Below are 17,682 nucleotides of genomic sequence, written 5' to 3' on the forward strand. Positions count from 1 at the left end.
GCGCCCCAAACCGTGTGCGTCGCGCCCGCGCGGCGAGCCCTGTGGGTGAAGCTCAGCCCAGGTGCGCCGCCACACCGCCGCGCGCCGCGGCCGCGGCTTCGAGCAGCCGTACGCCGATGACGCCCTCGGGTTCCCAGGTCACGAAGCAGTCCGTCGACCAGCGCGCATCCGGTGCAACCTCGACCGCGCCGTAGACCCGGGCGAGTTCGGCGGGAGGTGGCGTCAGCCGGGGGCGGAGGACGGTCAGGACGACGCGCTCGGCCACGACCACCTGGGCGGCCGCGCCATCGTCGAGGGGGCGGATTTCGACTTCGGTCGCCGCGAGTTCCTCGGGAGTCAGCACCGTTGAGACCGCCTCGGCCAGGGACTCGATGTCGACCGGTTCGCGCGTGAACGCGACGCTGTTACGGGGCACGGTTGTCTCTCCTCCGTCGGGTCAGCGGCTGGTCCTCGCCGCCGGATGCTGTCGCGGGACCCCGCGCGGCGACCACCTCGCGGGTCGCCTCGTCGACGTCGTCACTCGACGGCGTGGCGGCAGCCGGTGCGGAAGCAGCGCCCGAAGGTGCCACCTCGCGCGTCGTCTCGTCCACGGCCCCGGTCGCGTCGGCATCCGCCACGGGCTCCGCCTCCGCCGGCGCGCCCACCGTCGAAGCACCCGCGCCATCACCCTCGCCGGCAACGAAGTTCGCCACCTGCACGAGGGTCGGACGCTCGCCGCGGCGCGCCAGTCGGCCGCGGCCCGCGATCATCGGCTCGGCGTAGAGCTTGGGCAGCAGCGCGCCCTCGGAGCGGTCGCCCGACATGATCAGCGCGGTGCCGCCGGTGTCGCGGATGCCCTGCAGCGCCACGTCGAACATCGCGCGCGAGGCGCCCGCGACCGGGCGGCTGACGATGACGTTCAGCCGCAGGTCGCGCGCCGACGCCAGGTACGGCAGCAGCGGGCGCAGCGGCTCGGTGCCACCGGCGGCGAGGATGTCGAAGTCGTCGGCGATCACGAGGATCCGCGGACCCGCGTCGCGATCGTTCGCGCGCTTCTCGAGCTCGACCGCGATCGATTCGGCCAGCAGCCGCCCCTGCCGACCCGACGACGCGTGGCCGCCGAGGTAGGCATCCGGGATCTCCGCCGCCAGCTCGCCGCGTGCGTCCATCAGCGCGACGACCAGCTCCTCGGCCGAGTGCCGGTCGATCGCGCCCTGCACGATGCCGCGCAGCAGCGTCGTCTTGCCGCAGCGGCTGTCGCCGAGTACGAGCAGGTGCGGGTCGCGCGTGACGAGGTCGAGCGACACCGCCTGCATCGTGTCCTGGCGCAAGCCCAGGGGCACGGCATCCGGTTCGTCGATCGCGTCGGGCAGCTCGGACGGCGACAGCACCTCGGGCAGCAGCCGGATGGGCGCCGCGCCCTGACCGCCCCAACGGGCCGCGCTCTCGCGCGCGAGCTGTTCGAGCGCCTCGCCGGTGTCGCCGTCGTCGACCTCTTCGAGCAGCGGCAGCGCGATCTGCGCGAACAGCTTCTCGTCGGTCAGCACGCGGCCGGGCTCGTCGGCGCGGAGCGTCTGCGAGAGCTTGCGCGCGATCTGCGAGTCGGCGGGGTCGTTGAGCTTCAGTTCGAGGCGCGTGCCGATGAGTCCCTGCAGGTTCATGCGCAGTTCGTTCCAGCGCGAGAGGGCGACGACGACGTGGATGCCGAAGCTGCCGCCGCGTTCGAGCAGCTGCCCGAGCGGTGTCTCGAGGTCTTCGAAGTCCTGCCGCAGGGCTCCGAGCCCGTCGACGAGCAGCACGACGTCGGCGCTGGGGAGATCGGGGAGGCGCCCGTCGGCGTGCTGACGGCGCATGTCGGCGAGCGAGTCGAGGCCCTGGTCGCGGAACACGCGCTCGCGGACGGCGAGCATGCCGGTGAGCTCCTCGAGCAGACGCGTGAGCCGCTCGCGGTTGCCGCGCGTCGCGACACCACCGACGTGTGGGAAGGGCTCGATGCGGGCGAGCCCGCCGCCGGTGAGGTCCATGCCGTAGATGCTCACCTGGCGCGGCGAGTGCGTGAACGACAGGGAGGCCGCGAGCGTCCGCAGGAACATCGAGCGCCCCGACTGCGGCGCACCGGTGATCGACACGTGGCCGCCCGAGCGCGTGAGGTCGAGCATCCACGGCGACTGCGTCTGCTTCGACGGGTCGTCGAGGAGGCCCATCGGCGCGCGGAGCGTCCCGGCCCCGTCCGCCTGCGGCAGCACTCCGCCGAGGGTCAGCACGGGCGGGAGCGGCGGGAGCCACACCGGGCGGGTGCGGGCGATGCCGCGTGCGAGCCGCGAGGTCGCCGCCTGCACGAGCGTGCGACCGGTGGTCGGGGTCTCGGGCTCGGCGCTGTCGAGCTGCTCGGCCTCGGGCGAGTCCTCGGGCAGGTCGTACGCGGGCAGGCGCAGCACCGGCGGGGCATCGTCGTGCCGCGGACCGGACTCGACCGGATCGGGCACCGGGCCCGACACGTACCCCGCGCGGAACCGCGTGTAGACCGACGTGTCGACCTTGAGGTACCCGAACCCGGGGATCGCCGGCAGGTGGAAGGCGTCGGGGGTGTCGAGCACCACGGCCGACTCCGACTCGGAGAACGTGCGGAGGCCGATCCGGTACGACAGGTACGTGTCGAGTCCGCGGAGGCGTCCGCCCTCGATCCGCTGGCTCGACAGCAGTAGGTGCACGCCGATCGAGCGGCCGATGCGCCCGATCGTCAGCAGCAACTCCACGAAGTCGGGCTCGGCCGTGAGCAGCTCGCCGAACTCGTCGATCACGAGGAACAGGTGCGGCAGCGCGGGCAGCTCGGGGCGATCGCGGCGCATCTGCCGGTAGTGACCGATGGATGCCGCGTTCCCGGCATCCTTCAACAGGCGCTGCCGGCGCACGACCTCGCCCTGGATGCTCGCGCGGGCGCGCTCGGTCAGCTGCGGGTCGTCGGCGAGGTTGTCGATGATGCCCGCGACGTGCGGGAGCCGGGAGAACGGCGCGAACGCCGCACCGCCCTTGTAGTCGACGAGGATCATGCTGAGGTCGTCGGGCGCGTGCGTGAGCGCGAGGCCCAGGATGAGCGTGCGCAGCAACTCGCTCTTGCCCGAACCGGTCGCGCCGATGCAGATGCCGTGCGGCCCCATGCCGAGCTGCGCGGACTCCTTCAGGTCGAGCAGCACCGGTCCGCCCTGGTCGTCGACGCCGATCGGCACGCGCAGGAACTCCGCGGCACTGCGCGTGCGCCACGCGGCCGAGGTGTCGATGGCATCCACGTCGGCGACGCCGAGGAGCTGCGTCACGTCGGGGGCGAGCGCGGTGCCGGAGTCCTGCGCGGAGGTGCGCGTGAGCCGGAGCCCCGCGAGCGGGCGCGCCACCACGTCGAGGGCTGCGGGCGTGACGGGATCGATCCGGATGCCGCTCACCGCCGCCTCACCCGTTCCCGGGGTCTCCACCGTCGCGGTGCCGTTCTCGACGGTCACGCGGACGGCGACCGACGTGGGCTCCTTCAGACGGTCGTCGACGAGGTGCACGACCGTGACGCCGAGGGCGGCGAGGTCGAGGGCGGCATCCAGGCGGGGGACGGGGGACGCGGCGTGATCGGCCTCGTCGACGAAGATCACCAGGCGTCCGGGCTTGGTCTTACGACCCGCGCGGCGCGACGCGGCGGCGGTCGCGACGCGGTCGCGGAGCTCGTCGCGCAGCAGCGACAGCAGCTCGGGGAGGCTCGGCGCGATACGTCGGGCGGTGACCGCACCGGCGGGCGGGGTGTCGCCGGAGAGGTGGGGCAGCAGGTCGAGGCCGTGCCAGTCGTCGCGCTGGGCGGGCGCGATGGCCGCGGCGATGTGCACGTCGTCGGGGGAGTGGAACGCCGCGATCTGCGCCGCCAGCGCCCGCGCGACGCGCAGGGTGTCGCCGCGCGCGCCGACGAGCGAGACCTGACCGCCGCGTTCGAGGTCGGCGGTCGCGGGCATGCCCTGCGCGATGCCGGCCAGGCGCACCATGCGCTCGGCGGACTCGCGCATCACGGGGTCGAACGGCTGCACGGGGTTCTGCTCCGGAGGGAGCGCCACCTCGACCGCGCGCAGGTCGCCGGTGCCGATGCGGACGCGGAGGAAATCGGCATCCCCCGGTCGTCTCTCCCACCGGCGGGCGGGGTCGGCGGCGATCTCGACGAGCGTGCCGGGGGAGGGGTGCAGGGCGAGCGCGGCGGTGCGCTGCGCGTCGGCGGTCTGTCGGACGGCTTCGCGTGTCTCCTCGAGGTAGTCGAGGTAGCGCTCGCGCTGCACGCGTCGCTGACGGGCGGCGTTGCCGCGCTGGGTGAGGGCCATTCCGAGGCCGCCGACGAGGGCGACGACGAGGATGACGGCGCCCACCACGACCATGATCGGGTTGTTGCGCAGCAGCACGATCATCGTGATCGACGACAGGCTGCCCACGATCGGCAGCAGCGACTGCAGCGGGAAGCCCGTCGCGCCCTCGCCGATCGGTGGCGGCGGCGCGAGGATCACGTCGGCCGCGGGCTCGACGGCCTCGCTGATGCGCGCGGGACGGTGGACGATGCGGACGGTCATGCGGTCCTCCCCGTGGCGGCGCGTGCCCGCGCGGCGCTTCCGCCGGCGGCGACGAGCGCGGCGGCCAGCTGCACGACGGCGAGCTGCGTCGCCGAGCGGCGCGCGTGACCCCCGGCGGCCAGGCCCGGGTCGAACGGCACCGCCACGACGGGGTGGTCGGAGCCGGTCGCCAGGGCTCGGGCGACCCCGTCGCCCTCGCGAGCGTGATCCACCAGCGCCAGCACGACGGACGGTGATTCGGGCAGCCCCGCGATCGCGTCCACCACCGAGCGTGCGTGCTCGGCCGGGGAGCGGCGGGCGTCGCCCACGAGACAGACGACATCGCACAGGGCGGCGCACGCGGCGAGGTCGACCAGCGGATGCCGCGCCCCGAAGTCGGTGACCGACACGTCGAAGAACCGGGCGATGGGCGCGGCCTCGCCGAGCCACGCGCCCACGGCGTCGTCGGCGTCGCGCGGCCGCAGCGCCACCACGCCGTCGCGCACCTCGAGGCCGGAGAGCGCCTCCGCCGTCGTCCGAGCCGACGCGCGGGTGTCGTCCGGCGGAACCGACCCGGCGCCGAGTCGCTCGGCGAGACCGGGCACGCCCGAGGAGACGTCCACGGCGAGCACCGGTTCGCTGCGGCGCGCGGCGACCGCGCGCACCAGCTGGTGGGCGACCGTGCTCGTCCCGGCGCCGGGCGACAGCGACACCACGCCGACACGGCGGGTCGTCGACAGGCCGCCCCGGATCGCGGCATCCCACGACGTGAGCTCGGTGCGGGCGTTCGCGCCGCTCCCGAACACCGCGGTCGCGAGCGCCCGCAGATCGAGCACGGTCACGACCGGCCGCCGAACATGCCGAGCAGCTCGGCGTAGATGCCGAGGGTGCCCACGAGCAGCGGCAGCAGCGCCACCACCGCGAGCGTCTCGAGGACGTTGCCGAGACCCCGCAGGCGCGCGCGGACGTGCGGCCGCGGCCGCACCAGCACCATCGTCGCGATCAGCGCGGCGACGACGACGGCGACGCCCGCGCCGATCCAGCCGCCACCGCCCACGAGCAGCACGGTGAGACCCGCGGCGGCGATCGCGCCGGCCGCCGCCCACAGCAACCAGCCCTGCCAGCGCAGCGGGAACGCCCGGGTGCGGAGCGCGGCGACCAGGAAGAACGCCAGAGCCAGCAGCTCGGTCCAGATCGTCCCCGACAGTGCGAGCACGACACCGGTCACACCCAGGACGGATGCCACCGCCCCCACGCTCCACGTCAGCGACGCGTAGGCCTCGTCGATCGCGGCGAACGCCCGCGGCCGGGCGGGCGGCGAACCTGCGGCCGCGCGCTGGTCGAGGTCGGTCAGCCCCGCCGACGACAGGGCGATCCAGGGCAGCGGGCCGGTGGCGAACGCGGCGGCGACGCCGGCGACGGCCGAAGCCGAAACGGCATCCACCCCCGCCAGGAGAAGCCCGAGGAGGATCGAGGCGAGCACCGCGCCGAGGGCTCCGCCCGCCGCGGCGCCGCGACGGCGGTGCGCGACGCCGACGCCGAGCAGTGCGACGGTGGCTCCGGTCGCGAGCGCGGCCGCGATGCCGGAGAGGATCGACGCGTCGGTGGCGTGACCCATCGACGACAGGGCGCCGATCGTCGCGCTGCCGACGGGGAGGGAGAGACCGGCAGCCGCCGCCGCCACGCACGTGGACAGCCGACGGAGGCCGCCCAGCCCCAGACCCGTCGCGATCGCGGCGAGCACCACGGCGGTCGCGAGCAGCGCGAACGCGGCGAGAGCCGGCGACGACCACGGCGACAGCCACCCGGCGACCGCGAACGCCCCGGCGATCCCCGTAGCACCGGCGATCGTGCGCGCCCGGTCGTCCCAACGGTCGGGGCGGGCGTCGTGCGCGTCGGCGGCGGCGTCGGTGACGTCGATCACCACGGGCGGCGGGGGTGCGGCATCCAGGCGGACCAGTCGCACCAGCGTGCCGTCGGACAGGTCGAGCTGCTGCGGGGTGAGCGCGATGTCGATCTGCTCGCCGTCGGGCGCGATCACGGCGAGCGGGCGCGCCACCGTGCCGGCGGTCTCGCCGAGGAGGTCGAGCAGACGCGGTATCGCGGCGCCCACGGGCTCGCCGCTCGGGACGACGACCTCGGCCCGGCGTTCGGATCCCGCGACGGTCAGACGGGTGTAGATGCTCACGGGGTCACGGCTCCGGTGGGGGTCTGGACGGTCGAGGTCGTGGCCGCCTGCTGGGCGCGCTCGGTCAGCAGCTGCGAGACGAACGAGACGCCGACGCACGCGGCGCACGCGATCGCGGCGACGACGATCGAGCCCATCAGACGCTTCATGTGGTCGTTGACGGTGCGGCGTTCGCCGATGTGGCCGTAGACGAGCGCGGCGCCCAGGCGCATGCGCTGGATCTTCGCCTGCTCGATGAGGACGGTGTCCCGCTGGTCGGGCATCAGCGCACTCCTTCCGAGACGCGCAGCTGCGCGCGCACGTGCGGGGCGAGGTTGAGCAGCTCGCCGAGGCGTTCGGGGTCGAGGGTCGACAGGACGTCGTTGAGGCGCCCCCACCCGCCGCCGTCCGTCGAGCCGAGCGGAAGCAGGACCCCGGGCAGCCGCGGGCTGCCGACCGTGGTGCCGCCGACCTCGTCGATCCACCGCTTCGCGTCGATGCCCAGCGCGCGGATGCCGACGGGCCCGATGAGCAGAGCGAGCGGTTCGGGTTGGGGGGATGCCGTGGCCCGCCGCGCCAGATCGGGAGCCCCGATCGCGGCGAAGGAGATGCCGATGAGGGGGAGGCCGACGGTCGCGGCGCGGGCCAGGAGTTCGCGCGCCTCCGCCGTGGCCGTCGCCCCGGACTCGCGCCCGACACCCGGCACCGCCGCCCACACGCGCGTGGTCTCTTCCAGACCCTCGCTCGTGCGGCCGACCTGGACGGTCGAGAGCACCGCGCGGTCCCCGCCGCCGACGGCGACCCAGTGGCTGTCGAGCGGGACGCGCCGCCGCGACCGCTCGGTCAGGTCGTCGCGGTCCCACGGCGCGAGCAGAGGCTCGACCGCACCCCACGCCGTCGGCTCGGCGCCGCTGAAGAGGGCGACCGCGGCTTCGGCGACGCCGCCGAGGCGGACCGGACGCGTCACCCGGTGCCGCGTCGACACCGTCGCCACGACCTGCAGAGTGGATGCCACCTGCGCCCGGACGAAGAGCGGATGGACGTTGTCGGTGGTCGGCGACACGGTGGTGAGCGCATCGGCGGGGGCGTCCAGGCGAACACCGGTCCGGGCGTCGTACAAGCCGTCGGTGCGCGTGCGCACGACCCAGCGGCCCTGGACGGCCGACAGCACCTGCGCGAGCGGCTGGGTCATGCGCGAGAACTCGCTCGACACGATGATCGGTCGCAGCCCCTGACTCGCGGTCTTGTGCAGGAAGTCGCTCATCGCCGTGGTGAGCGCGACGATCGGCGTACGCGTCTCGGTGCCGGCCCACCCGGGGCCGGCCGCGTCGAGGAGGGGGTGTGCAACGGTGCTCATGCGGCATCCCGGACGGTCAGGGTGCGGTCACCGATCTCGAGGACGACATCGGTGGGCACGGGCGTGCGCTGGTGGGGAAGAAGAGGAGTAGAGGCGCCCGCGCCGCGGACGAACGTGCCGTTGGTCGAGCCGAGGTCGGTGACCCACATCTGGCGTCCGTCCCACTCGAGGCGCACGTGCGACTTCGAGAGCGTGCGCGACATGTCGGCCCAGCGGTACACCTCGGCCGGCGCATCGGCCGGAGCCGACGGGTCGCGGCCGAGGACCAGCGCGGTGTCGAGCGTGAGGCGCTCGCCCGAGTCGAGCAGCAGCGTCGGCACCATGCCGCGGCGCGCGCGGCTCGGCGCCGGGGCGACGGCCTCGGGGAACTGGAACGCCGCGATCGCCGGGGCGAACGGGTCTCGGCCGCGCCGCACGTCGAACATGGCGAGCTTGCCGGATGCCAGGGCCCACAGCGCTCCGGCACCCGCAGCCGCCCCGGTCGTGCGGCGGACGATCCGCGCGTCGACGGTGGCCACGCCGACCGTGCGACCGGTTCGGCCGAGCAGCCACACCGCGACCGCGAGCAGTGCCAGCGCCGCGAGGACGAAGACCCAGCCGAGGGCGGGTTGTCCGGCGACGATGACGATGATCCCGGCCGTCAGCAGCGCCACGGGCATGACGACATCCAGTGCCACGGCTCCGACGATCTGACCCCCGCGGGCGCGCTCGGTGAACACGAGCGGATCGACGTCGGCCAGGCGCAGTGGATCGTGCGTGCTCGTCATCGGGCCCCCTCCCTCGACCTTCCACCCTATGCGGGTCGGTCCGACGGCGCCCGTTCGGGCCCTCTCTTGCGTGGATAACCCGCGGGGCGGCAGAATTATCCGCTCACCGGCGGGTCAGTGGGCTTCTGCCACGTCCGGACGCTGCTGCTGAGCGAAGCCGCGACAGGAAGTTCTCGAGCGCCGGACCTTCCTCCGTCAACTCACGGTGCCCCTGCGGGGGCGGCGAGCACTTCTTCAGGGATCACGGGACCTCCTCGCTCCGGCCGAACTCGGCGCGGATATCCGTCCACGCCAGCTGTGCGATCCAACTGAATCGAGCCGCATCCAGGTCGCTCGCAAAGCGCCAGCGGACTCGCCGGTATGTGTCGGTCAGCACGAATCCGGCATCCGGCTCGCGCGAAAGCGTGAACCAGGCTGCGGGCTGAGCGAGTCCTTCGTCCGACAGCGTCACCGCTCTGCGCCGAGGCGTGAGCCCACGCGCGCGCCGGATGTCATTCGCGAACATTGCGATCAGGAATCGCGCGATGTCTGTCTCGTCGGTTGCCTCGAAAGCAACCCCGCGGTCGTCCGATCGCCACGATTTCCGCACGCGCCACGTGCGGCCCGCCAGGGTGACACGAAGAGTCATCTCGTCGGCCTGTACAACGACCGCGGTATCGGTGCGCGTCACGCTGATGACATCCGGCGCCAGGCGGCCCACTTCGTCCACGGCGCTGAGATCTTTCGAGGCCGGAATGGTCTGCTCGGATGCCATCGAGGCGCCGAAAAGCGGCGTGATGATTTCTCGATAGTCGTCGAATTCGGTCAGCGGGACGCGGAAGGAGACGCCGCCGTTCCCTCCCCGCGAGTCGTGCACCTCGGCGCGTGGCAATGACACCAACGCCTTCCATTCCGGGCTCGAGTAGACGTAGAGGACCGCGAAGTGTCTGCTCTCCGACGAGGGGAGGGGCGCTCGAATTCTCGTCGAGCCGTCTCTCCACGTGGATACGAGCGGAATCCAGTGTCCGTTGTAGAGCGCCTCAGACTCCACGTCTTCGGCGCTGATAACCGCGCCCGGAGGAACCTGGCGGGAGTTCATTCCCTCGTGGTCGAAGAGGAAGAGGTCCTGAATGGGTCCACCCTCGGCTATCGCCGACGTCGAGACGAACCAGCCGTCCGGCGTCTGGACCCAGGTCCCCGAGCTGCGGACGATGAACCCGCTCGTGACGTTCTCGCGGGTCGACGACGGTTCCGTCATTCCCGCACCGGGGGAAGTCGTGTCGTTTCCACGTGCACCCTCTCAACCTCGTCTGGCGACACGAGTGCCGACCATCCGTCGTTCTGATTGCCCGTAAGCCCCGCCGCGAGAGCGGTGGCCGGTTCGACGCCTTCGTACCGGATCGTCACCATTCCACGGCTGAGGCCGTGCCTGACGCGCTCATCGATGGTGACGGGAACGCCGTGCCACGTGGCGGTCACCTCCTGTGCGTATCGCCCGGAGATGGCGCAGCGCGGGAGCTTCACCCACGGGTCGGAGGGGTCGTCATTGAACTCGATCGCGTCCGGAAAGATCTCGTGCGACGGTGGGCCGTCCGTCTGGAGGCGGACGTAGTCGTCGCCCCCGGAGTGGCGTGGGTACCGCTTGCCGCGATACTCGAACAACGTCATGCTGACGGGCACCTTTGTCATGCGGGCCGAAACTCCTCGAGGTCCCGGAGGAGACGAAGACCGTCCACGGCATCTTCGAGAGCCTCTGCCCGAGTGTCGAACGTTCTGCGGGTTCTGGTGATCACCGCAGCCCTCTCGTCGGTGTGCAACGTCACCCACCGTGCGCCGTTCTTGAACACACAGACCTTGCTCGACGTCGATCCTTCGGGCGCGCCTTCGTTCAGGAATCTGCGGAGACGCTCGGAGTCGACGATGTCGTGGAACTCATCGATCTGCATCGTCCGCCATCCGTCGTATCTGAGTATCGACATCCTCTAAGGCGCTGAGGGCGTGGGGCGGGCGATGATCGCGGGGGACGACGATCGGCATGTTCCCCACGAGCATCTCGTCGAGATCGCCGCGCTCGACGTAGCCGCGGCCTTGATAGTAGAACACCCAATTCGGCCCTGCTTCGACCGCGGGGCCGAGAATGACCCGCGGGATGCCGTCATCCTCGGTCGAACGGGCGAGGAAGCGAATCGCGACTGCTTCCGCTTCCTCGGCGGTGAGAGGTGGCGTCTTGCCGTCCGGCGTCATACTTCCCCCTCAGTCGATGATTCGGTCTGCCGCTGTTGAGCAGACCAGCCGTGAGCAGCCAGGAACTTGTCCGGGATTCGCAGGCGAGCCGCCGTGAGGGCGTCGTCGACCGCCTTCGCGACCCGGACGCGGCCGTGGTCGAAATGCACGTCTGTGAGTGTGAGGAGCGAAACGCGGCGAGACCCGTAGTCGACGCTGAAGCCGCCCCATCCACGGTCGTAGAAGAAAGCAACCGGCAAGAAATCGTAGAGAGTGAACTCCAACGTGAGCCAGGGGGTCGGGCTGTCCCGGATCTCTGTGACCGCGGCGCCGTCCGCGACATCTCCGCGGGAACGCAACTCCAGGACGAGTCGGCGCGCCAACTGTTCCATGGAATCTCTCGTCTGTCCTTCGTCCATGCCACGTTCCTTTCCGATCCGAGTCGTGGACCCCGCGGAGCAGGGCGGCGGGATCGACGCCGGCGCGCTGGGCGAGGTCGGCCGCCGCCGGCTCGTCGGCGCTGGGCATCGCCACGCGGCCCCACACGTGGTACGCGACGACGGCCGCGGAGATGAGGGCGTCGGGCTGCGGTCGCGTCACGGTCGGTACTCCTCTGGGCCCCGTCATCACGTCACTCCCTCTCGATCAGTCGCCGGCGTCGCGTTCTGCGCTCTTCATTTCTCAGCGGCGCCGAAGCGGCGTGTAGGTCCTACGCGCGACCATCTCGAACACCTCTTGTGCTGCTTCGACGGAGATCTCTTCGATGTCCGCTTCGAGAGGGAAGCGGATGGCCTTTTCGACCGTGCGGAACTTGTCCTCCGTCCAGGAATCCACGTCGAGGAGACGCTCGTCGACGGGACCCTCTGCATCCATCCTGCGGCGGAAGACCGAGACCGGAACGAGCTTTCCCTCGATGACCTGTTCTCGCATGAAGTATCGGGTCGATGGCGGGGCAAGGAGGTCGCGCAGCGCGGCGAGCGCGGTCGGTGGGATCTCCATCGCATCCGGAGCGCCGGGGTTCACGACGATCCCCACACCGTCGGCGGCGCCGCCCACCAAGGTGCGCGCGGGAATCACGACCGCGGTTCGGCCGGTACCGAGTTCTGCCGGGACCTTGTCGGCCGCGGTGAATGCGGCGAGGAACGTCGCGTCACCACGATGGACGACGAGAGGTTCGATGGACGCCGCGCCGGCTTCGCCGTCAACCAGGGCGACGAGGTCAGACCGGATGAGGAGTGATGCCACCTGTTCCGAGGCGACCTCGCCGGCCTGCGCCCGGAGCATGATCGATTCGAGCTCCTTGTCGGGCCGTTGGTCGTTCACGTCGACGGCGCGTCCGTCGGAGTGGTGAGCCGGGTGAGTCGCCCCTCCCGCACGAGGTCACGAATGCCGACCCCGGGCTCGATGACGGAGAAGCGAAGGCCGCCGCCCGGGCGTCCGAACCACGGGGCGACTCGCTGCACCTCGAACCGGATCGTCGTCGCGGTCACGAACTCGTGGAGGGGCTGATTCAGCGCCGACACGGGCAGTGAGCGTGCCTCGAAGGACGTTCCTGCGGGGAAGAGTAGGAAGCCGTCGAGTGCCCCGATGCGGTCGAGGAGGAGACCGGCGGGGGCATCGATCACGAGAGGATTCTCGGCACGCGCCAGCAGGTCGAGCACGTGGGGCGCCGCCCAGTCCAGGAGACGTTCGCGCTCGTCCGCAACGATGACCGTTGCCGGGGGGAGGGGGCTGAGGAGGTACGCGTACAGCGCCGACTGGATCTCCTCAGCAGTTGCACGTGCCAGCAACGGGCGCGCTTGGCCGTAGTCGAGCGTGTCGAGAACCCAGCCGTGCCCGGGAGTCTCGACGACGCGGAGAGCCCCCTCCCACGGCGACGTCTCGTCTCCGGGGAGCACGACGGACTCCGCGGGGATGGCTGCTTCATCGAGCCTCAGACGGACGTGGTGCCAGTCAACGGTCATGGGCGTGCCTCTCGGTCGACAGCGCGAGGTGTTCCGGCGCCGCGGGGGATGATGGATCGATGGACGGTAGCGAGACCCTCGAGATGTGGGCGCACCGGGCCGGATTCCCCACACCGCTGCGCCCCGGTGAGGCCACACGAGGGTGGTGGAACCCGGAGACCGCGTTGGCGGTTCGCCGCACCGCCGATTCCACGTGGCACGTGGACATCGAGAATCGCGGCTCTCGGACGACGGAGGCGGTCCTCGAAACGGAGGAGGACGCGAATCGTTTCCTCCTCATGCGGTTCGGGGTGCTCTGGCGACTCGAGCAGGGACTCGAGGACTGTTTCCCCGCCCGGGCTGATCCCAGCGTCGTGATCACCGAAGAAGGCTCCGTGTACTCGGTCCGGTGGAACGGTCGGCGCGCCGCGATCGCGGGTAAACGCCAGGCGATCCGATACAGCCATGTCGTCGACGAATCGCTCGCCCTCATCAGCGCACGCCTCATGAGCTAACCGGCTGCGGCGAGGCGAGCCATCTGCGCATCGACGGGTTCTGCGCTCGACAGCGTGAAAACGGCGTCCCCGTCCTTCGGGATCACATAGGGGCCGTTGCCGGCCAGAGCCTGGAAGACATCGCCGTGAACGGCGAACGCCTCGGATTGATAGCCCTGAACCCACCACGCGCCGTAGTCGAGGGTCTCTCCGACGAGGACGCACCGCACGCCGCCGCGGTCCGCGGCGTGACGGAGGGCCTGACGCACGAGCTCACGGGCGGCCGCCGCGTCGATCATCTCAGCCTCGCCTCGTGACGTTCAGACCGGTGCTGGTGTATCGGGGAGTGGATGCCGTGGGATGCGTCCTCAGCGGCGGCGAAGCGGGACATACGTGCGGCTGGCGACCATGTCGAAGATGTCTTGGGCCGCGTCGTCGGAGATCTCCTCCAGATCGGAGTCGAGTGAGAAGCGGATAGCGCGGTCGAGCACCCCCCGGGTGTCGGGAGCCCACGTGTCGACGTCGACGAGGTACTCGTCGACCGTGCCGGTCGAGTCGGTGCGTCGGCGGAAGAGGCGAGCGGGCACGAGCTCGCCATCGATCCGCAGCTCACGCACGAAGTACCGCGGTGAGTCCGCGGGGGTCTGGGCCTGGTGTTCCGCAGCCTTCTTCTGGCGATTCTTCTCGTGCCAGGCGGCCACGCTGTTGAGCGAGCGCAGGCGAGAAAGGAAGTTCTCGAGGGCGGGTTCCTCCGACGAGAACTCGCGGCGTCCGATCGGGGTCGCGCGCTCATCGGTCGCGAAGACGACCCATCCGTCCGAGGTCCGCTGGATCGCGATCACGTCGGTCTCGTTCGTCGCGTCCTCGAACCAGCGGTATCCGGTCAGACCCTCGGTGCGGATGGCGTCGAGGACCTCTTCGCGTGTCAACGTCACTGACGGACCTCCTTGATCAACCCGAGCCTCTCCATCATGTCGGTACTGAGCGGGAACAGGTATTGCGTCCCGCCGCCGCGCTGGCCGAAGCCCGGCGCGATCGGACCCACCTGCACGCGCAGGTCTTCGAAGGACAGCTGGTACGCGTTCATGAGGTTGCCGATCTCCTGGCGCAACTCCGCATCGGGGTGGTTGCGAACCGCCGCAGGGATGTCACTCAGATCGCCGGTGACCTCGTACTGGTGATAGTGCGCGGGGTCTTCCACGTAGGGGAGAGACCGCGACGCGTAGTCCGCCGGCCCATCCTCGCCGATCGGCGAGGTGAAACGACCGCCCGGACCGTAGCGGTCGACGAGGGTGCCGGCGGCCGGGTGGCCGTCCTCGCGGATGACGATGACCTCACCGTCGCTCCCCGTGCGCGTCGCGAATCCGTCGTGCGGGACCTGGCTCCAGTCGACCCTGTGGTTGGGGGCGAGTACCTCGGGGCCGCGGGGGATCTGGACGTCTGCAGGCCACACGCCCGTCTGCTCATAGGTCGCGTAATCCTGGGGGCGGTCGGCACGGAGATACTCGTCGAGTTGCTGGGCGTCGAGGTCGCTCCGGCCGACGACGGCGCTGAGGTCTCGTCCATTGGCATCGACGAGCGCGGGGGCGTGTCCATCCGCGACTCCGCTCGGCGAATCCGATCCCGGATCGGTCTGGAGACGGTGGGTGTCGGACGGGTCGACCGGACCGGTCGCCGAGTCGATGCCGTCCGCCGGTCGCACGTCCTGATCGGGGAGGGCGAACTGCGTCTCGGAGCCCGATCGCGGAGTGCCCCCGCCATCGTCCGCGTGCCGCGGGGAGCCGGCGAGGTTGGTTCCGTCGTGCGGATGCGCTCCTGCCGGAGAACCGAGGCCATCGTCGACAGCGGTCTTCGCAGCGGACGGGTCGACGATGTCGACGCCCTGCGGCCAACCGAGAGACGGAGCGTCGGAGGGCCGCGGAATCTGCGAGAAGATCTCCTGCTGCTGCGCCCGGAGGTCGGCCAGGGTCTCGGGGGTGTTGCCGGGCAGACGCTCCATCTCGTAGAGCGTGTGCGTCTGCATCTTCGCCGCGAAGCTCTCCTCGGTGTGGAACTGCACCTCGATGACGCGGCCAGAGGCGGGATCGACCCAGTTGCTGTTGATCCCTTGGTACCCGTCAGCGCCCCACGTGTTCTTGAAGGTTCCGTACGGCTGGTACCCGTCCGAGGCGAGGCTGTCGATGACCGTGCGCGTGCCGGCTGCGTAGCTCTCGGTAGGCACGATCACGGTGTAGCGGACCGAGTCCTTCATGTTGCCGAGGACGGAGTCCACATCGCCTCGGACGCCCGGAAGGTCGCCGTACCCGAGGTCGGCCGACACCTTGCGATACATCGAATCGTCGCCCTTGAGGCGGAACTCGAGCCCTTCGAGACGGGCGCCCGGCTGGTCGCCCACGATACGGACGACGTCGTCTGTGATCCGGGGCTCCGCGGCTCGGGAGTCGGCGAGGAAATCGTCGACCGCGACCTTCTCGGGGGCGGACAGGAAGAGATCGCTCTGTTCCGTGCTCTGCCAGGCCGGGGCGTCGGGATCCTTCGGCGGGACGGTCCCGGCGTTCTCCGGATCGCCCGCGACGTCGTCGCCGAGACGGCCCGACCCGGTGTCACCGTCGTCGATGCCGTGGTGGCTCGCGCCGTCATCTGCGTTGCCGGATCCAGTGCTGTCATCGCCACGGCCCGTATCCGCGCCGTCATCGCCCCGACCCGTATTGGCGTCGTCGCCGCCGCGGCCCGCGTTCGCGTCTTCGCCGCGTTGGCCCCCGTTCGCGTCGTCGCCGCGTCCGCCGCCGTTCGCATCGTCGCCGCCACGGCCCAGACCGCCGCCGTTTCCGGTCTCCGAACCGCCCTGCCCGCCGGCGTTGCTGCTGCCGCCACCGGTCTCGGTGGAGGGCTCCCGCACGACCGTCGACTCACCCGCGCCACCGGTCTCCGTACGAACCGGCGCATCCTGGACGATCGAGTTCACGGCGCCGGGGCCGGCCTCGCCTCGGACACCGCCGGCCGAGACCAGCTCGGGCTCGCGCGCGGGCGCCGCGACACCGGCATCCGCTCCGCCGTCGGTGCGTACCGGGACGTCGCCGCCGCGCACGCCGTCGAACGAGCCCGCGGGCATCTCGATGCGACCCGAGGGGATGGCATCCGTCGGCGGGAACTCGTACACCGGCACACCGTCTTCGATGCGTGCCGTGATGCTGTTGAGGTCCACTCCGGCGTCGTCGAGGGCGCGCAGCGCGGAGGCCGCATCGTCGGCGACGAAAGGCATGTCGGGAGTGTTGAGGTGGAAGCCGTCGGTGGCATTCGACCCGAGGCGACCGATGATGCTGTCGAGGCTGCCGATGCCGGCACCACCGAGGCGCAGGGCCCCGTTCATGGCGAGGGCAGCGGGGTCGACGAAGTCGGCCACCCGCGCCATCTTCGAGATGACGGATGCCGCGGTCGACGCCGTCTTCACTCCCGCGACGGCCGCGCCGCCGACGGGGATCAAGGCGGTGCCGACGTTGAACACCGATTCGCCGAGCGCGGTGCCCGGGTCGTCCTGCCACTTGTCCCACGCGATGAGCGCCTTGCCGGTGTTGAGGGCGGCTTCGTCGGCGCTGGCCTTGAAGTCGCGGACCTCCTGCGGCAGGAATCCGCCGACGCCGGTCGCTTCGCCCAGACTGTCCGCCCAGAACAGGGGCCCCAGCAGCGGCGAGTTCGCCACCCCCGAGAACGCGAGCATGCCGAGGTTGCCCCAGGCCGCCCCGTAGGCGTCGCCGGAGAAGAACTCGCCGGTCTCGGGGTTGTAGCCGAGCACGAGAGTGCCGAGACCCGTGACCGTGCCCCAGACGCCACCGACGATGATGCCTTCCCAGAGGAAGTCCTTGAAGACGAAGTTCGCCGTCGCTTCGCCACAGCCCTCGGTGCGCTCCACCTCAGCGCCCCAGGGCATGTCGGTGCCCTCGGGGATCTCGGAGATGCCGTATCCGAGAGCGTCGTCCTCGGACGTCGCCGCGTGCAGCGGCTGCGCACCGTAGAGGGCGCGGATGCGGTTGGCGCAGGCCCGTTCGGCCTCCCACAGCTTGACCTGCTGCGCGTTGACCGCCGCGATCAGCTCGTTGTTGCGGTCGACGTGGTCCTGCGACTCGTGCCACTCCTTCGTGACCGTGCGGTACTGCTCCGGCGCCGCAGCGCTCGACGACCCCGTTGTCGACGAGCCCCACGAACCCTGA

General features: G+C 71.2%; 18 protein-coding genes. 1 reads left to right on the forward strand and 17 read right to left on the reverse strand.

Features of this window, described 5'->3' with window-relative positions; translation table 11 throughout:
• Positions 1-52: 52 nt before the first annotated feature.
• The 14 genes from CSIV_RS18085 to CSIV_RS10675 form a co-directional block, all read right to left on the reverse strand.
• Positions 53-415, reverse strand: coding sequence for a hypothetical protein (locus CSIV_RS18085; RefSeq protein WP_077051316.1), 363 nt, complete (start codon positions 413-415; stop codon positions 53-55).
• On the reverse strand, positions 405-4,565 hold the full coding sequence (eccCa, locus tag CSIV_RS10615; RefSeq protein ID WP_237488870.1) for a type VII secretion protein EccCa: 4,161 nt from the start codon (positions 4,563-4,565) through the stop codon (positions 405-407). The genes CSIV_RS18085 and eccCa overlap by 11 nt, the downstream gene beginning before the upstream one ends.
• Positions 4,562-5,386, reverse strand: coding sequence for a hypothetical protein (locus tag CSIV_RS10620; RefSeq protein WP_077051317.1), 825 nt, complete (start codon positions 5,384-5,386; stop codon positions 4,562-4,564). Before CSIV_RS10620 ends, eccCa begins: the two co-directional genes overlap by 4 nt.
• Positions 5,383-6,732, reverse strand: coding sequence for an EsaB/YukD family protein (locus tag CSIV_RS10625; protein WP_077051318.1), 1,350 nt, complete (start codon positions 6,730-6,732; stop codon positions 5,383-5,385). The genes CSIV_RS10620 and CSIV_RS10625 overlap by 4 nt, the downstream gene beginning before the upstream one ends.
• Positions 6,729-6,995: a hypothetical protein gene (locus CSIV_RS10630; RefSeq protein WP_077051319.1), complete on the reverse strand. Its 267-nt coding sequence runs from the start codon at positions 6,993-6,995 to the stop codon at positions 6,729-6,731. Before CSIV_RS10630 ends, CSIV_RS10625 begins: the two co-directional genes overlap by 4 nt.
• On the reverse strand, positions 6,995-8,068 hold the full coding sequence (locus tag CSIV_RS10635; protein WP_077051320.1) for a DUF6177 family protein: 1,074 nt from the start codon (positions 8,066-8,068) through the stop codon (positions 6,995-6,997). Before CSIV_RS10635 ends, CSIV_RS10630 begins: the two co-directional genes overlap by 1 nt.
• Positions 8,065-8,835, reverse strand: a complete 771-nt coding sequence (locus CSIV_RS10640) for an FHA domain-containing protein (protein WP_077051321.1) — start codon at positions 8,833-8,835, stop codon at positions 8,065-8,067. Before CSIV_RS10640 ends, CSIV_RS10635 begins: the two co-directional genes overlap by 4 nt.
• Before the next feature lie 241 nt (positions 8,836-9,076).
• Complete coding sequence (locus tag CSIV_RS10645; protein ID WP_077051322.1) at positions 9,077-10,072, reverse strand: hypothetical protein; 996 nt, start codon at positions 10,070-10,072, stop codon at positions 9,077-9,079.
• Positions 10,069-10,482 carry a hypothetical protein gene (locus tag CSIV_RS10650; protein WP_175627593.1) on the reverse strand — a complete coding sequence of 138 codons (414 nt, stop codon included), beginning with the start codon at positions 10,480-10,482 and terminating at the stop codon, positions 10,069-10,071. The genes CSIV_RS10645 and CSIV_RS10650 overlap by 4 nt, the downstream gene beginning before the upstream one ends.
• A 17-nt stretch (positions 10,483-10,499) precedes the next feature.
• Positions 10,500-10,760: a hypothetical protein gene (locus CSIV_RS10655; protein WP_077051324.1), complete on the reverse strand. Its 261-nt coding sequence runs from the start codon at positions 10,758-10,760 to the stop codon at positions 10,500-10,502.
• Positions 10,747-11,058, reverse strand: a complete 312-nt coding sequence (locus CSIV_RS10660) for a YrhB domain-containing protein (RefSeq protein ID WP_077051325.1) — start codon at positions 11,056-11,058, stop codon at positions 10,747-10,749. The genes CSIV_RS10655 and CSIV_RS10660 overlap by 14 nt, the downstream gene beginning before the upstream one ends.
• Positions 11,055-11,456, reverse strand: a complete 402-nt coding sequence (locus CSIV_RS10665) for a hypothetical protein (RefSeq protein ID WP_077051326.1) — start codon at positions 11,454-11,456, stop codon at positions 11,055-11,057. Before CSIV_RS10665 ends, CSIV_RS10660 begins: the two co-directional genes overlap by 4 nt.
• 262 nt (positions 11,457-11,718) lie before the next feature.
• Complete coding sequence (locus tag CSIV_RS10670; RefSeq protein WP_077051327.1) at positions 11,719-12,360, reverse strand: SseB family protein; 642 nt, start codon at positions 12,358-12,360, stop codon at positions 11,719-11,721.
• Positions 12,357-13,001 (reverse strand): TNT domain-containing protein, encoded by a 645-nt coding sequence (locus tag CSIV_RS10675; protein ID WP_077051328.1) that lies wholly within the window; start codon positions 12,999-13,001, stop codon positions 12,357-12,359. The genes CSIV_RS10670 and CSIV_RS10675 overlap by 4 nt, the downstream gene beginning before the upstream one ends.
• Positions 13,002-13,060: 59 nt before the next feature.
• Between CSIV_RS10675 and CSIV_RS10680 the strand changes: the two genes are divergently transcribed.
• On the forward strand, positions 13,061-13,495 hold the full coding sequence (locus CSIV_RS10680; protein ID WP_077051329.1) for a hypothetical protein: 435 nt from the start codon (positions 13,061-13,063) through the stop codon (positions 13,493-13,495).
• Here the strand turns inward: CSIV_RS10680 and CSIV_RS10685 are convergent.
• The 3 genes from CSIV_RS10685 to CSIV_RS10695 form a co-directional block, all read right to left on the reverse strand.
• Complete coding sequence (locus CSIV_RS10685; RefSeq protein ID WP_077051330.1) at positions 13,492-13,773, reverse strand: YrhB domain-containing protein; 282 nt, start codon at positions 13,771-13,773, stop codon at positions 13,492-13,494. The genes CSIV_RS10680 and CSIV_RS10685 overlap by 4 nt on opposite strands.
• A 69-nt stretch (positions 13,774-13,842) precedes the next feature.
• On the reverse strand, positions 13,843-14,409 hold the full coding sequence (locus CSIV_RS10690) for a hypothetical protein (protein WP_077051331.1): 567 nt from the start codon (positions 14,407-14,409) through the stop codon (positions 13,843-13,845).
• On the reverse strand, positions 14,406-17,682 hold a 3,277-nt coding region (locus CSIV_RS10695; protein WP_077051332.1), incomplete at its 5' end, for a glycohydrolase toxin TNT-related protein. The genes CSIV_RS10690 and CSIV_RS10695, both read right to left, overlap by 4 nt.

The organism is Microbacterium sp. CSI-V (genome assembly GCF_001984105.1).
Classification (GTDB): Bacteria; Actinomycetota; Actinomycetes; order Actinomycetales; family Microbacteriaceae; genus Microbacterium.